Annotated in this window: 16 protein-coding genes, 1 other RNA gene and 1 pseudogene; 9 read left to right on the top strand and 9 right to left on the bottom strand. The window is 67.9% G+C overall.

Features of this window, described 5'->3' with window-relative positions; genetic code table 11:
* The 5 genes from PV781_RS23945 to PV781_RS23925 all read right to left on the bottom strand — a co-directional run.
* On the bottom strand, positions 1 to 421 hold a 421-nt coding region (locus PV781_RS23945; RefSeq protein ID WP_274778128.1), incomplete at its 3' end, for a translation initiation factor IF-2 associated domain-containing protein.
* Positions 418 to 1,134, bottom strand: coding sequence for an RNA-binding protein (locus PV781_RS23940; RefSeq protein ID WP_274778127.1), 717 nt, complete (start codon positions 1,132 to 1,134; stop codon positions 418 to 420). The genes PV781_RS23945 and PV781_RS23940, both read right to left, overlap by 4 nt.
* Before the next feature lie 21 nt (positions 1,135 to 1,155).
* Positions 1,156 to 2,763, bottom strand: coding sequence for a transcription termination factor NusA (gene nusA / locus PV781_RS23935; RefSeq protein WP_274778126.1), 1,608 nt, complete (start codon positions 2,761 to 2,763; stop codon positions 1,156 to 1,158).
* The gene (gene rimP, locus PV781_RS23930) at positions 2,763 to 3,668 is read right to left on the bottom strand and encodes a ribosome maturation factor RimP (RefSeq protein ID WP_274778125.1); all 906 of its coding nucleotides are present in this window, start codon (positions 3,666 to 3,668) and stop codon (positions 2,763 to 2,765) included. Before rimP ends, nusA begins: the two co-directional genes overlap by 1 nt.
* A 294-nt stretch (positions 3,669 to 3,962) precedes the next feature.
* Positions 3,963 to 4,571 (bottom strand): helix-turn-helix domain-containing protein, encoded by a 609-nt coding sequence (locus tag PV781_RS23925; protein WP_274778124.1) that lies wholly within the window; start codon positions 4,569 to 4,571, stop codon positions 3,963 to 3,965.
* A 26-nt stretch (positions 4,572 to 4,597) separates the two neighbouring features.
* Here PV781_RS23925 and PV781_RS23920 point away from each other — a divergent pair, with 26 nt between their 5' ends.
* From PV781_RS23920 to PV781_RS23900, 5 genes are all read left to right on the top strand, one after another.
* Positions 4,598 to 5,656, top strand: a complete 1,059-nt coding sequence (locus PV781_RS23920; RefSeq protein ID WP_342455465.1) for a DMT family transporter — start codon at positions 4,598 to 4,600, stop codon at positions 5,654 to 5,656.
* Positions 5,657 to 5,849: 193 nt separating this feature from the next.
* Positions 5,850 to 6,734, top strand: a complete 885-nt coding sequence (locus PV781_RS23915) for a metal ABC transporter substrate-binding protein (protein ID WP_274778131.1) — start codon at positions 5,850 to 5,852, stop codon at positions 6,732 to 6,734.
* Between the two features lie 29 nt (positions 6,735 to 6,763).
* A complete protein-coding gene (locus PV781_RS23910; RefSeq protein WP_274778123.1) occupies positions 6,764 to 7,654 on the top strand; it encodes a manganese/iron ABC transporter ATP-binding protein in 891 nt (296 codons plus the stop codon).
* Positions 7,654 to 8,532: a metal ABC transporter permease gene (locus PV781_RS23905; protein WP_425532458.1), complete on the top strand. Its 879-nt coding sequence runs from the start codon at positions 7,654 to 7,656 to the stop codon at positions 8,530 to 8,532. Before PV781_RS23910 ends, PV781_RS23905 begins: the two co-directional genes overlap by 1 nt.
* A complete protein-coding gene (locus PV781_RS23900; protein ID WP_274778122.1) occupies positions 8,529 to 9,368 on the top strand; it encodes a metal ABC transporter permease in 840 nt (279 codons plus the stop codon). Before PV781_RS23905 ends, PV781_RS23900 begins: the two co-directional genes overlap by 4 nt.
* Positions 9,369 to 9,406: 38 nt before the next feature.
* Here PV781_RS23900 and rnpB read toward each other — a convergent pair.
* From rnpB to PV781_RS23880, 4 genes are all read right to left on the bottom strand, one after another.
* Positions 9,407 to 9,790: RNase P RNA component class A (gene rnpB, locus PV781_RS23895), an RNA gene on the bottom strand.
* Between the two features lie 33 nt (positions 9,791 to 9,823).
* Entirely contained in the window at positions 9,824 to 10,408 is a 585-nt protein-coding gene (locus tag PV781_RS23890) for a hypothetical protein (protein ID WP_274778121.1), read from the bottom strand.
* A gap of 64 nt (positions 10,409 to 10,472) precedes the next feature.
* The gene (locus PV781_RS23885; protein WP_274778120.1) at positions 10,473 to 11,246 is read right to left on the bottom strand and encodes an N-acetylmuramoyl-L-alanine amidase; all 774 of its coding nucleotides are present in this window, start codon (positions 11,244 to 11,246) and stop codon (positions 10,473 to 10,475) included.
* 18 nt (positions 11,247 to 11,264) lie between these two features.
* Positions 11,265 to 11,999 carry a TerB family tellurite resistance protein gene (locus tag PV781_RS23880; RefSeq protein ID WP_274778119.1) on the bottom strand — a complete coding sequence of 245 codons (735 nt, stop codon included), beginning with the start codon at positions 11,997 to 11,999 and terminating at the stop codon, positions 11,265 to 11,267.
* A gap of 336 nt (positions 12,000 to 12,335) precedes the next feature.
* On the opposite strand from PV781_RS23880, the gene PV781_RS23875 reads away from it, so the two are divergent.
* The 4 genes and pseudogenes from PV781_RS23875 to PV781_RS23860 form a co-directional block, all read left to right on the top strand.
* On the top strand, positions 12,336 to 12,809 hold the full coding sequence (locus PV781_RS23875; protein ID WP_274778129.1) for a division/cell wall cluster transcriptional repressor MraZ: 474 nt from the start codon (positions 12,336 to 12,338) through the stop codon (positions 12,807 to 12,809).
* On the top strand, positions 12,806 to 13,846 hold the full coding sequence (rsmH, locus tag PV781_RS23870; protein WP_274778118.1) for a 16S rRNA (cytosine(1402)-N(4))-methyltransferase RsmH: 1,041 nt from the start codon (positions 12,806 to 12,808) through the stop codon (positions 13,844 to 13,846). The genes PV781_RS23875 and rsmH overlap by 4 nt, the downstream gene beginning before the upstream one ends.
* On the top strand, positions 13,846 to 14,493 hold the full coding sequence (ftsL, locus tag PV781_RS23865; protein WP_274778117.1) for a cell division protein FtsL: 648 nt from the start codon (positions 13,846 to 13,848) through the stop codon (positions 14,491 to 14,493). Before rsmH ends, ftsL begins: the two co-directional genes overlap by 1 nt.
* 10 nt (positions 14,494 to 14,503) lie before the next feature.
* Positions 14,504 to 14,732 (top strand): annotated as a pseudogene (locus tag PV781_RS23860) (hypothetical protein); the annotation flags it as partial.

Raw genomic sequence — 14,732 nt, 5'->3', positions numbered from 1 at the left:
CAGGCGCCTCAGCGGGAGCCTTAGCCGTCACCGGAGCGGGAGCGGCCGGTGCCGCTTCAGGCGCCACGGGAGCCTGGGGCTCCGGGGGCGGTGCGATCGGCTCCGGGGCCCGCGCCGTGACAGGAGCCGCGGGCTGCGTCGGAGCTGCAGGACGTGGGGTCGCGGGTGCCGCCGGGGCGCTGGGCGCAGCTGGGCGTGCCGCCGCCGGCGCGGGAGCCGGGGTCGGGGCGGGCGCAGCACTGGGCGCAGCCTCGCCAGGCGCAAATGTCCGGCGCTTCACCTTCTCTACCACGACCGCCTTGGAGCGGCCGTGGCTGAAGCTCTGACGGACCGTTCCCTGTTCCACCGGACGCTTCAATGTCAACGTCTTGCCGGGGGCGGGGTGAAGGGTCTTGTCGCCGGGGGTCTTAGTATCGTTCATTCCGTATCCGTTCCTGGCATCCGTTCGTCCGGCGGGGCATGCCGTTTCAGCGCGCTGGCGGGTGGGGCCGACCTCCAACGCTCAAGCTTACGGCACCGCGCGAGAAATCCCGCGGTCGTCGGATGCGCGAGCAGCGCAGCGTGTACCACATTTGACCGCCCCAGTGCCAAGTCCAATTCAAGGCCGGAGAGGCAGTTCACGATCGCCACCGCGCCCATGCCGGCGGCCATTCTGCGACGGACAGCGCCGTCGAGCTTGCGCACCCCGTCCGCGGCCGCATCGCTGGCATGCACAAGCACGCTCACGGGCTCACCGACGAGGGCGGATTCCACTTTCATATTTCCGGTTGTCACGCGTCCCGCCTTGTTGGCCAGGGACAGCGCCGCTCGGGTGTCCGCGAGCAGGCGTTCTTCCACCAGATCGGCCAGATCGGGGGCCGCATGGCCCTTGCCGCGGAAGGCACGTCCGAAGGCGCGGCGCTTCAGCGCGGTGGCAAGGGCTTCGCGTGTGGCCGTGACCCAGGCGCCGCGGCCGGGAAGCTCACGGGAAAGGTCGGGCACGATGGCGCCGTCCGGCGCCACCACGAAACGGACCATGTCCGCCACCGGCGTGACCTCGCGTGTGGCGAGGCACAGACGCGCCAGCGGCGCGCGCGCGGACTTCAGCCCGCGCGGCCCCCCATCGGTCTCTTCCTCGTCCATGATCGCAAGCACGCCGGGTCATCTCCTTTTCTCTCAGGCCTGGGCGCCGATGGCGCCCTCCGCATCCTCTTCGGACGCGGTGGCCAAATCCTCTTCGCTGATCCAGCCGGCGGCGATGCGCGCCTGCATGATCAGCTGCTCGGCGTCCTCGCGGGTCAGCTGGAAGCCGTCGAGCGCGCCGGGGAAGCGCTGGGTTTCCCCATCCTTGCGCTCGCTCCAGCCGATGAGATCGTCGGTCGCGCAGCCGGCGAGGTCCTCCACCGACTTGATGTCGGCCTTGCCGAAGGCCACCAGCATTTTGGAGGTGACGCCGGGCACGTCCTTGAGTTCGTCCTCCACACCGAGCGCCTTGCGCTCGTCGTCCAGCGCCTCTTCCACGTCCGACAGATGCTTGCGGGCGCGGTTCTGCAGTTCGGTTGCGGTGTCGTCGTCAAAGCCTTCGATGCTGGCGAGTTCCGACAGCGGGACGTAGGCGATTTCCTCCACCGAGGTGAAGCCTTCGGAGGTGAGGAGCTGGCCCATCATTTCATCGAGGTCGAGAGCCTCGGCGAACATCTTGGTGCGCTCGGCGAATTCCTTCTGGCGCCGCTCGCTCTCCTCCTGCTCGGTCATGATGTCGATGTCCCAGCCGGTGAGCTGGGAGGCCAGGCGCACATTCTGGCCGCGACGACCGATGGCGAGGGAGAGCTGCTGATCGGGAACAACCACCTCGATCCGCTCGCGGTCCTCGTCCAGCACCACCTTGACCACTTCGGCCGGGGCGAGCGCGTTGACGATGAAGGTGGCGATGTCCGGGTTCCACGGGATGATGTCGATCTTCTCGCCCTGAAGCTCGTTCACCACCGCCTGCACGCGCGAGCCGCGCATACCGACGCAGGCGCCCACCGGATCCACCGACTGGTCGCGCGAGATGACGGCGATCTTGGCACGAGAACCGGGATCGCGGGCCACAGCCTTGATCTCGACGATGCCGTCATAGATCTCGGGGACTTCCTGCGCGAACAGCTTGGCCATGAACTGGGGATGCGTGCGCGACAGGAAGATCTGCGGGCCACGGGGCTCGCGTCGCACATCGTAGATATAGGCGCGGATGCGGTCGCCGGTCTTCACCACTTCGCGGGGAAGCAGTTCGTCGCGGCGCAGAATGGCTTCTCCGCGGCCGAGATCGACGACGACATTGCCATATTCCACGCGCTTGACCAGGCCGTTGCAGACCTCGCCGATGCGATCCTTGTACTCGTCATACTGACGGTCGCGTTCGGCCTCACGCACCTTCTGTACGATCACCTGCTTGGCCGACTGGGCGGCGATGCGTCCGAAGTCGAACGGGGGCAAGGTGTCGGCGATGGTGTCGCCCACCTGGGCTGCGGGATTGTGCCGGCGGGCGCCGTCGAGGGTGATCTCGGTGGCGAAATTCTCCACCTCGTCCACCACCAGGAGATGGCGGGCGAGCCGCAATTCGCCGGTGCGCGGATTGATGTCCGCGTGGATGTCCGTTTCCTGGCCATAGCGCGACCGCGCGGCCTTGGCGATCGCGTCTTCCATGGCCGCGATCACGATGGACCGGTCGATGGACTTTTCGCGAGCGACCGCGTCGGCGATCTGCAAGAGCTCAAGCCGATTTGCGCTGACGGCAGCCATCAGTGCGTCTCCTTCGCTTTGGACTTGCCGGTCCGCGCAGCGCGGGATCCCGGATTGGTGATCGCCAGGTCAGCGACTTCGGCGGGAGAAAGGCGGGCCTTGCCGCTCGCCTTCTTGCCCGACGCCGCCTTCAGGTCCTTTTCCGCCTTGCGAGCGGTCTTCGCATCGCGCTTGCGGGCCTTCTTTTCCGCAAGCTCCGCGACCTTGCGGGCATGGCCACGCTCGGCATTGGCCGCGTCGATGGCGTCCTTGTGATCGAGGTCGGAGTCGTCTTCCGCGCCGGTCAGTTCGTCCTCAAGGCCGTCCTCATCGTCAGCCAGACCGCGCTCGGCCGCGCGGGCCCGGCGCAAGGCTTCGGTGATGAGCGCATCGGTCAAAACCAGCTTGGCCTCGCCAATGTCGCCGGCCGGCAACTTCACCAGCGGGTCTTCACCCGCCGGGGCGTCGGTGCGCTTGAGCAAGGCGTCTGCGCCTTCCGCACCCAGAAGGATGCCGCGGAAGCGCTTGCGCCCGTTCACGGGCACCGCCATCTCGGCCTTCACCTCATGGCCGGCCCAGCGCACAAAATCGCTCAGGCGCACCAGGGGGCGGTCAATGCCGGGCGAGGAGATTTCCAGGCGATAGGCGCCGGAAATGGGGTCCTCCACGTCGAGCACGGGGGAAATGGCGCGCGAGATCGCCTCGCAATCATCGACGGTCATGGAGCCGTCGGGCCGCTCGGCCATGATCTGGAGCGTTCCACCGTCGCGGCTCGAAACCTTCACCCGGACAATGCGGTAGCCGAGGTCCGCCACCACGGGCTCCACGATGGCGGCAATGCGTGCCGCGACCCCGGACTCGGTAATGAGGCGGGGTTCGTGAGGATCGCCGGCATCGAGGGCCAGGGCGTCGTTCGGGTCGGTCATGTCCCTCCGGGACGTATCTGAGCCGCCAGGGCGTTCCTGGGTGCCAGGGCGTTCCTGGGCGGCTGTGAAATCGCATTCCACCTCGCCCGGCGTCGGACCGGGACTTGAGCGTTCGAGCAGAGGGTGCGTTCAGGTAAACGAAAATCGAGCGGGCCCGGGGGAGGACCCACTCTCATCACCTTCGACTGCGATGGCTCTGAGGTATCCCCTCATGGGGACAGCGCTAATATAGCCGGAACGCAATCAGATGCAAGGGGAAGCGGGCAGCGGGGCGGTTCGGGTGGCGCATGGCGGCTATACCGCGATGTTCCGGACGAAGCGCAGAAGGCCCGGGCCGTCATTGCGGAAGGTGTAGGGGGCTTTATTGGCAAAGACCAGGAAGTCTCCGCAGCCGATCCGATGGATCTGATCGTCCCGCTCCAGGATGAGCGTTCCCTGCGTTACATAGATCATCTCGTGCCAGCCCACCGCATCCGGGCGCGCCTCGTAGCGTTCGCCCGCTGCCAGGGACCATACCCACAATTCCGCCTCAAGCCGCGCCGGGGCTGTACCGAGCAGGACCGCGTGGCTCTCCGGCGACTGGCCTTGCCACAGAACCTGGTCGATGCGGGCGCCGTCGCGGGCCTCGGGCGCGCGGACCACTTCGGAAAAAGGGGCGCTCAACGCTTCGGCCAGGCGGTCCAGATTGGCCAGGGAAATGTTGGCCTCGCCGGTCTCGATGGCCACGATCATGCGCCGGCTCAGCCCGGATGCCTCAGCCAAAGCAGCTTGGCTCAGGCTTTTGGCCAGGCGCAATCTGCGAACGTTTCCAGCCACATGGGCAAGCACGTCCGGTCGTGGAACGGGGTCCGGTGAGGATGCGGCTGCCGCATCGGCGCTCGCGGGAGAGGCTTGACTGCGCATTATATTGCACCTATGACCTGCGCATTATGTTGCGCATCTCGCTCCCACACAATCCTTTCCTGCTCGGAAAGGCCTATCGCCCGCTCCTGACCTCCAGCGGCACCGAGGCGGCGCGCCGTCCGGTGCGCCGGGATGCGGTGCCGCGATCGGAGCGGGAGCCCGGCCTTCCCGTGGCGGCGCCCGCCCGCCGGTGGCCGCTGCCCGCCTGGATGACCGGGCCGCGGGGCAGCGAGCTGGCGCTCGTGCTCATCACCATGATCTGGGGCACGACGTTTCTCGTGGTTCATCAGGTGCTTGCGGTCACCGGGCCACTCATGTTCGTGGGTCTTCGCTTCGGCGCGGCGGCCCTCGTGCTCGGCTTGATTGCGCTGCCGGTGCTGCGGCGGGTGACCATGCGGGAACTGATGGCCGGATCTCTCATCGGCGTCAGCATCTTCTTCGGCTACTCGCTGCAGGCCTATGGCATGCAGACCATCACGTCCAGCCAGTCGGCTTTCATCACGGCCATGTACGTGCCGCTGGTGCCGCTGCTGCAATGGGCCGTCATGCGCAAGGCGCCCCGGGCCATGGCCTGGGTGGGCATCGCGTTGGCCTTTGCCGGTCTGGTGCTGCTGGCCGGGCCGGGTGCGACTTCGCTCGGGCTGGGCCGAGGCGAGCTGTTCACGCTGGCCGCAACCGTCGCCATCGCTGCTGAAATCCTTTTGATTTCAATGTTTGCCGGGCAGGTTGATACGCTTCGGGTGTCGGTGGTCCAGCTGGCGGTGGCCTCGCTGGTGGCCTTTGTCGCCATGCCGGTGGTGGGTGAAGCCGTGCCGGCCTTCTCTTGGATCCTGGTCTTCGCGGCCGTGGGTCTGGGGCTGGCGAGCGGGCTCATCCAGGTGACTATGAACTGGGCGCAGAAGCGGGTGTCTCCCACCAAGGCGACCCTCATCTATGCCGGCGAGCCGGTCTGGGCGGGGCTGGTGGGACGTCTCGCCGGAGAGCGGCTGCCGGGCCTGGCCTTGGTGGGCGCGGGGCTGATCGTGCTGTCCGTGATCGTGTCTGAACTCCGCTTCAAGGGCAGGCAAGTGACTGACAATAAATGAAGTTACGCTTCGTCTGGGGTGGTTGACAGGGCGGGGGTCGGCGCGATTGCCGGCCCCCGTTTTCGTTCGGAAGCCAGATTCTCAGCTTTGCTCTTGCGAATGAGTTGCAATTGCGGGAGGCGCGTGGCAGGCTTGCCCCATGAGACAGCCGCCCGCGATCCGCCCCTTCGCCCCTCTCAGCCGCCGGAGCCTCATGGCCGCCGGGGCGCTCACGCTCGTCAGTGGTGCGCTGGGTTTGCCTGCCCGCGCCGAAAAATCACGCAAAGTCAAAGTGATAACCACCTTCACCATCATCGCGGACATGGCCCGCAACGTGGCCGGGGAGGCGGCGGAGGTGGAGTCGCTGACGAAGCCGGGGGCCGAGATCCACAATTACCAGCCCACCCCCGGCGACCTCATCAAGGCCCAGGATGCCCAGCTGATCATCTGGAACGGGCTGAACCTGGAGCTGTGGTTTCAGAAATTCTTCCGTAATCTCAAGGGTGTACCGGAGGTGGTGGCGAGCGCGGGGGTGCCGCCCATCGCCATCTCCCAGGGGCCCTATTCGGGCAAGCCCAACCCGCATGCCTGGATGTCGCCCACCGCTGCTTTGACTTACGTGGATAATATTCGCGACGCTTTTATTCGATACGACGAAGTAAATGCGGACGCCTATCGCGCCAATGCCGAGGCGTACAAGGCTCGGATCAAGGCTTCCATCGATCCGATCAAGGCGGAATTTGCGCGAATTCCGCCGGAACAAAGGTGGCTCGTCACCTCGGAGGGGGCCTTCTCGTACCTGGCGCGGGATTTCGGCCTGAAGGAGCTCTATCTCTGGCCCATCAATGCCGACCAACAGGGCACGCCCCAGCAGGTGCGGCGGGTCATTGATATGGTGCGTAAATACCATATCCCCGCCGTCTTCTCCGAGAGCACGGTCTCGCCCGATCCGGCCAAGCAGGTGGCGCGAGAGACGGGTGCGAAATATGGCGGGGTGCTCTATGTGGACTCCCTGTCGGACGCCTCCGGCCCGGTGCCCACCTATATCGACCTCCTGAAGGTGACGTCGCAGACCATTGTCACCGGGCTCATGCCATGAGCCCGGCAAGCCAAGACTCGGCTCATGCCATGAGCCCGCCACCGAAGGACTCGGCCCCTGTCCTGAGCCCGGTCCCGGCCTCCGCCCCGCCGGGCGCGGGGATTGCGGTGCGCCATCTCACCGTCACCTATCGCAACGGCCACACCGCGCTCCGGGATGCCACGTTCGAGATCCCCACCGGCACCATCGCGGCCCTGGTGGGGGTGAACGGCTCGGGCAAGTCCACCTTGTTCAAGGCCATCATGGGCTTCGTGCGGGCGGCACGGGGGGAGATTTCCATTCTCGGCGGCACGGTGAAGGCGGCGCTGACATCCAACAAGGTCGCCTATGTGCCCCAGAGCGAGGAGGTGGACTGGACCTTCCCCGTTCTGGTGGAGGACGTGGTCATGATGGGCCGCTACGGCCATATGGGCTTTCTGCGCCGGCCCCGCCCTGCCGATCACGCGGCGGTGGACGGGGCGCTGGAGCGGGTGGGCATGGCGGCCTTCCGCCACCGGCAGATCGGCGAACTCTCGGGTGGGCAGAAGAAAAGGGTGTTCCTCGCCCGGGCGCTGGCGCAGGAGGCGCGGGTCATCCTCTTGGACGAGCCCTTTACCGGCGTCGATGTAAAGACCGAGGAGGCCATCATCGCCTTGTTGCGGGCGCTGAAGGCGGAGGGCCGGGTGATGCTGGTCTCCACCCATAATCTGGGCTCGGTGCCGGAATTCTGCGACCGCACCATTCTCATCAAGGGCACCGTGCTGGCCTATGGGCCCACCGCCGAGGTCTTCACCGAGGCGAACCTCGCCCGCACTTTCGGCGGCACGTTGCGCCATTTCGTGCTGGGCGATGCCGGCGGGCGGCTGCGCGTGCTCTCGGACGACGAGCGGCCCCTCGTGGTGGGCCTGCCGGACGCCGACCGGGACGCGGGGGCGGCCTGATGGACCTCCTGCTCCAGCCCTTCTCCTATGGCTACATGGTCAATGCCATGTGGGTGAGCGCATTGGTGGGGGCGGTGTGCGCCTTCCTGTCCGCCTATCTCATGCTCAAGGGCTGGTCGCTCATCGGCGATGCGCTCTCCCACGCCATCGTCCCCGGCGTGGCGGGGGCCTATATGCTGGGGCTGCCCTTTTCGCTGGGGGCCTTCTTTTCCGGCGCGCTGGCGGCGGGGGCCATGCTGTTTCTCAATGCCCGCACGCGGCTGAAGGAAGACACCATCATCGGCCTCATCTTCAGCTCCTTCTTCGGGCTGGGCCTGTTCATGGTGTCGGTCTCGCCCACCTCGGTGAACATCCAGACCATCGTGCTCGGCAACATCCTGGCCATCACGCCGGAGGACACGCTGCAGCTGGCGGTCATCGGCTTCGTCTCGCTGGCGGTGCTCACCGCCAAGTGGCGGGATTTGATGGTCACCTTCTTCGACGAGACCCATGCCCGGTCCATCGGCCTGAACACGGTGCTGCTGAAGGGCGTCTTCTTCACCCTGCTGGCCGCGTCCACGGTGGCGGCGCTCCAGACGGTGGGCGCCTTCCTGGTGATCGCCATGGTGGTCACCCCCGGCGCCACCGCCTATCTGCTCACCGATCGCTTCCCCCGCCTGATCCTGCTTTCGGTGGCCATCGGCGCGCTGACGAGCTTTTTCGGCGCCTATGCCTCCTTCTTCCTGGATGGGGCGACGGGCGGCATCATCGTGGTCTTGCAGACCCTTATTTTCCTGGCCGCCTTCCTTCTCGCCCCGAAGCACGGGCTGCTCGCCGCCCGGCGGCGGGGCGCGGCGGCGCTCGCCGCGGCGGATGCGGGCCGGGAGGTGGCCCCATGAGCCTCTTCGCCCTCCTCGCCCAGCCGCTCCAGTTCGAATTCATGCAATTGGCGCTGATCATCGCCGTGCTGGTGGCGGTTCCCACGGCCCTATTGTCGTCCATCCTGGTGCTGAAGGGCTGGTCGCTGATGGGCGATGCGGTCTCCCACGCCATCCTGCCCGGCGTGGTGCTGGCCTATATGGCCGGCCTGCCGCTGGCCTTGGGGGCATTCGTGGCGGGCCTCTCCTGCGCGCTCTTTGCGGGCTACCTGAAGGCCAACAGCCGGGTGAAGCAGGACACGGTGCTGGGCGTGGTGTTTTCCGGCATGTTCGGCCTCGGCCTCGTGCTCTACACCTCCATCTCCTCCGACGTGCACCTGGACCATATCCTGTTCGGCGACATGCTGGGCGTGGGTTGGGACGACATTGCCGAGAGCGCCGTCATCGCCTTGGTGGTGGGCGGCCTTCTGGTGCTGAAATGGCGGGACCTGCTGCTGTTCGCCTTCGACCCCGCCCAGGCGCGGGTGGTGGGCCTGCCGGTGAACCTGTTGCATTACGGGCTGTTGTGCGGCCTGTCGCTGGCGGTGGTGGGGGCGTTGAAGGCGGTGGGCATTATCCTCGCCATCGCGCTCCTGATCGCGCCCGGCGCCATTGCCTTCCTGCTGACGCGCAGCTTCGGCGCCATGCTGGGGGTGGCGGTGGTCGTCGCGGTGTCGGCGGCGCTCGCCGGCGTCTACCTGTCCTTCTTCCTGGACAGCGCTCCCGCGCCCACCATCGTGCTGATCATGAGCGCCATGTTCGTGGCCGCGTTCGTGCGGGCCACCACCCGGGCGCGGCAAATGGAGGAGGGGGCCTGACGGGCTCTTGCCCGCGCCGCCCCGCTTCTCGGGAGGAAAGCACCAGCCGGCCTGTAAGCCGGGTTCTGTACGGCGGGATTGCTCCCGCGCGGCGGCCATTCCTCTGGGACGCCGGTTGCCCGGCGCCTCTAGCAGTCAACCCGAACGGCGTCCCGAAGACAGGGCTTCGAGGCGGCGAGCCGCATCGATGCCGTTCCTATTCGACTTTGCTCCCGGTGGGGTTTGCCGTGCCGCTTCCGTTGCCGGTCGCGCGGTGGGCTCTTACCCCACCGTTTCACCCTGGCCTGCGCATGCGCAGGTGGTTTGATTTCTGTGGCACTTTCCCTGGGGTCGCCCCCGCCGGACGTTATCCGGCACCGTGTCTCCGTGGAGCCCGGACTTTCCTCGGCACCCGAAGGTGACGCGGCCGCCCGGCCGGCTGGTGGGCGCACCAATGGGCGCCCTGGGCGCGCGCGTCAAGGGTGGATGCGCGTGAGCAGGTCCTGGTACACAGGCCGCCAGCGGTCATAGGAGAAGCCAGAGCTGCTCGGGTGGCCGATGCGCGCGGCCGGAATGCCGTGAAGATCGATCAGCTCAATCTTGCGGGGCGGCACGGGGTGGCCGATGCCATTCAGCACCCACCACCAGAGGCGGGCGCCGCACACCAGGATGACCTGTGGATGATGCTCCGCAATCACCTGGGGCAGAAGGCTGGCACCGGCTTTGAACATCTCGTCCGTAGGAGGCACACGGGGCTTTTCGGCCGCGATCACCGGGACATAATTATAGAAGAGCAGGGCGTTCCAGACGGCCTGATGCCCCTCTTCGCCGAGTTGCCATTTCGGCCTTCCGGTGACGATGCCGGAGATTTTGGAGAAAAAGGCGCGGCGCTCCTCACCCCCAAAGACGCATTTGTTGACCACGTCATGGGTGAAGTCAGGAATGGAGGTTCCAGGCGGCACATCGCCATTGTGGTGCGATTCCCCCAGCACCATCACCCGGCGTCCCCCGAGCGCATTCTCCGCTTCCCAATAAGCCGGACCCACCCAAGGCTCAAACATGCGCGCAATCCGCCACACCCCACCCCTTGGACGAAGATGACGATCTGGCGGGGCGAATCGAGCGCTACGCGAGATTGTCCCCCGGCCGGCGCGCAATCAGATCCCGCAGCGTCATGATGGTGGAGAGGTCCGCCACCCCGTCCACCTTGGCGCGGCGGAAATGGCGCTGGAAGGCGCGCACCACCTGTTCGGTGGCCTCGTCATAAAGGCCGGTGACGGCCAGGCCATAGCCATAGAGCGCCAGCATGGATTGCAGCGCCTCCACCGGCTGGCCGGCATCCCCGCGCATGAAGAAGCGGCCGCCGGTCAGCGGGGCCTCGTGCACGAGATGGCCGACGCCCGCATGGTGCAGGAGGTGCCAGGGGAATTTCTCGCCCGGATCATCCTTGCGCGCGGGGGCGACGTCGGAATGGGCGAGCACCCGGTCGGCGCGGATGGGGTGGCGGGCCAAAATGTCCTGGCAGAGCGCGGCCACCGCCACGATCTGCGCCTCGGGGAAGGGCGGATAGCCGTTGGAATGGCCGGGATTGGCGATCTCGATGCCGATGGAGCGGGAATTGGTGTCGGTCTGCCCCTCCCAGGAGGAGACGCCCGCATGCCAGGCGCGGCGTTCCTCCGCCACCATCTGGATGATGGCCCCGTCCTCCAGCACCACATAATGGCAGGAAACCTGCGAGGCGGGATCGCGCAGCAATTCCACCGCCGCCTCGGCGGAGGTCATGCCCGTATAGTGCAGCACCAGCATGTCGATGGGGCACTTGCGCTCGCCATGATTGGGGGAGGGCGCGAGGATCCCCACCAGCGGGCTGTCGGGGCGGAAGGGCGCGGGCTCGGTCATGGGGGGAGGTCGGTCCAGTCAGGTCAGGCCGCGCTGGCGGGCGATGCGGTCATAGGCGGCATTCACCGCCGCCACCCGGTCATTGGCGAGCTTGAGGGCGGCGGGCGGCAGGCCACGGGCGGCGAGCCGGTCGGGATGATGCTCGCCCACCAAGGCGCGGCGGCGGGCCTTCACCTCGGCGTCGGTGGCATCGGGGGCAAGGTCCAGCACCGCATAGGGATCGCCCGGCCGGCGCACATGGCGGGCCTCGATGCGCTCATAGGCATCGCCTTCGAAGCCCAGCAGCCGGCCCACCTCCGCGAGGAAGACCAGCTCGTCCTCGTGCAGCGCATGGTCGGCCTTGGCCACGTGGAAGAGGGCGTCGAGCAGGTCCTCGCGGGTGTCGGGATCATCGGCGAACAGGGTGCCGATCTGGCGGGCATAGGCGTCGAAGCCGGCGGTGTCCTGCTTGGCGAGGTTGAAGACGCGGGCGACGGCGTCCAGCTCTTCGGCGGGAATGTCGAACACCTCGCGGAAGGCGGCCACTTCCTGCGGCACCACCACCCCGTCCGCCTTGGCCATCTTGGCGGAGAGCGCGATCAGCCCCACCGAGAAGGCGGCGGCACGCGGCTCGGGCGCCAGGAGGCGGTCCACCACGTTGCCGGCGATCTGGCCGGCGAGCGCCCCCACGAGTGCCCCCAGCGGCCCGCCCAGCGCCAGGCCCACGCCCGCCCCGCCGATGAGGCCCACATAGCCCACGCCTGAAGTCAGCATCGCTTCCGTCCGGCCTTCCATCCTTCGCGGGCAAGGGAATACGCCGCGCGCCGCCAAGGTTCAATGCGTCCCCGCCGCGCCCATGGAGGCGCCCATGGAGGCGCCCTTGGAGGCGCCCTTTGGAGCCCCGGCTTTCAGGGATTCTTAAGGTGTATGGACCGTAAATGGGGGCCGTCTTCCCATGCAGATTCATTGACGGCCCATAAGATCCCATGTTAACCCAAAGACATTCAGGAGAGCGACGCGACGCCAGGGTATCGGCGTGCCTTCGCACCGGGGCGTCCGGGGCGAGGCTTGTGGGTTGCTCAGGTCAATGCGGGGGGCAGTACGGCCGCCATGGACCGCTTCGTGTCCACCTACACGATGCGCCTGGACAGCAAGGGCCGGGTTTCCATTCCCGCGCCTTATCGCGCCGTGCTGGCCAAGGATGGGACCGAGTATCTCTATTGCCATCCCAGCCTTGCCGGGCCCGCCTTGGATGCGGGCGGCAATCGGCTGCTGGAGGAGATCGAGGCCCTGATCGACCGTTACCCGCCCTATTCGGAGGCGCGGGAGGAACTGGCGGCCGCCTTGTACGGCACCAGCGAGACGCTGCGCATCGACCCGGAGGGCCGGGTGGTGCTGAGCGAAGGGCTGAAAGCCCATGCGGGCATCACGGACGCGGTGGCGTTCGTGGGCCTGGGACACAAGTTCCGAATCTGGGAACCCGAGCGCCTGCGTGCCCATCTCGCGGAGGCCACCGAGAAGGTGCGGCAGCTTCGGCGCGCGCTTGGTTCCTCGGCGGAGAACAGCGGAGGCAGCAAGGGATGAAATCGGGCCGCGGGGTCGGGCCCACCGACGCCGCAGGCGGACCGGCCCGTCATCTTCCCGTTATGCTGGCCGAGGTTCTCGCGCACCTCGCGCCGAAGGAGGCCGGTTCCTATCTGGACGGCACCTTCGGCGCGGGAGGTTATACGGGAGCGATCCTGGATGCGGCCGACTGCCGCGTCCTGGCTGTGGATCGCGACCCCACCGCCATTGCCGGCGGCGCGGCTTTGGTCGCCGCCTCGGGCGGGCGCCTCACCTTGGTTGAGGACCGCTTCTCGCGCCTCGATGTCCTCGCTGAGGATAACGGCTTTGCCCCGCTGGACGGGGTGGTTCTCGACATCGGCGTCTCCTCCATGCAGCTCGACCAGGCCGAGCGCGGCTTTTCCTTCCGCCGCGACGGGCCGCTCGACATGCGCATGGGTGGCGACGTGCCGTCCGCGGCGGACCTCGTGGCGGAGCTGGAGGAGGTGGAGCTTGCCCATCTCATCTGGAGCCTGGGCGAGGAGCGCCAGTCGCGCGCCATCGCCAAGGCCATCGTGAAGGCACGCGCCGAGGCGCCCATCACCCGCACCGGGCAGCTGGCCGAAATCATCTCTCGCGTGGTGTGGGCGAAGCCCGGCGAGGTGCATCCCGCCACCCGCACCTTCCAGGCCCTGCGCATCGCGGTGAACGGCGAACTGGACGAGCTTGCCGCAGCGCTCGCCGCGGCCGAGCGGGCCTTGAAGCCCGGCGGGCGGCTGGTGGTGGTCACCTTCCACTCGCTCGAAGACCGGATCGTTAAGACTTTTCTGTCACACCGGAGCAAGGCTCCCTCCGCCTCGCGCCACCTGCCCCAGGCCGAGGGACCGGCCCCCTCCTTCCGCCTCCTGTCCAAGGGGATGGTGGAGCCCGGTCCCGAGGAAATCGCGGGCAATCCGCGCGCCCGGTCCGCAAAGCTGCGGGCCGCCGAGCGCACGGAGGCTCCGGCGCACGGGGAAGGGGACCTGCCCGGGATGCTGCCTCCCGGACTGTCGCAACGCCGTGGGCGGAGTCGTCGTTGATGTTTCGCATCGCGAACCTGGTGGTGGTTCTGGCGCTCCTGGTGACCGCTGCGGTGGTCTACCAGGTGAAGTACGCCTCGACCGCCGATGCGGAGCGCCTTGCGCATCTGCGCCAGGCCATCCGGGCCGAACGCGACGCCATCGCGGTGATGCGGGCGGAATGGGCCAAGCGCACCTCGCCTTTGTTCGTGCAGGGGCTGGTGCAGCGCCATCTGGACCTCCAGCCGCTGGCCGTGGACGGCATTTCCACCCTGGATGACCTGCCCGAAAAGGTGGCCCGCCGTCAGGATGGCATCGGCGGCATGATCGAGGAACTGGTGGACACGCCGCTGGTGACCTCGTCGGTCAGCCGCAGCGCGCCTGCCCCCACCCCTCCGGCTCCGGCCGCGGGCGGAGCCGCCGTGCTGCCGCCGTCCTCCGCGCTGCGCTCGCCCAACACGCCGGTGACGCCGAAGCCGCCCGTCCAGCCCTCCGCCAGCGCGCCGCAGGCGTCCGCCGCACCGGTGCGCACCGCGCCGGCCGCGCCCCGTCCCGTGGCGCCGGCTCCCGCTTATGTCCCGCCGGCCGCGCCTGCCCCCGTCCAGACCGGTGGCGGCGGCGGCCTTGCCCCCATGCTCCCACCGGCCGGCTTGCCGGGCGGGCATTGAGGAGGCCGGAATGACCATGCCAGATTTCGGATCCCTGCTGAGCCGCCTCCGCCAGCCCTTCGCGCGCACCCCCGCCTCTGCCGGCGCCGCCCCGGGGCGGGCGGCTGCGCCTGCTCAAGGGCGAGCGAAGGACGCGACGAAACTTGCCCGCACGGCATCGGGGCTCGCCCCCGCGGCGCGGGCGGACGCGCCGACCCAGCGTCCCGCCCCGGCCGCGGCGTCGCCCCGGCCTGCCCATG

The sequence above is a fragment of the Aquabacter sediminis genome, assembly GCF_028863665.1.
In the GTDB taxonomy this organism is placed as follows: domain Bacteria; phylum Pseudomonadota; class Alphaproteobacteria; order Rhizobiales; family Xanthobacteraceae; genus L1I39.
Note: the sequence above shows the minus strand (reverse complement) of the source record. Positions and strands in the feature narration are given on the sequence as shown.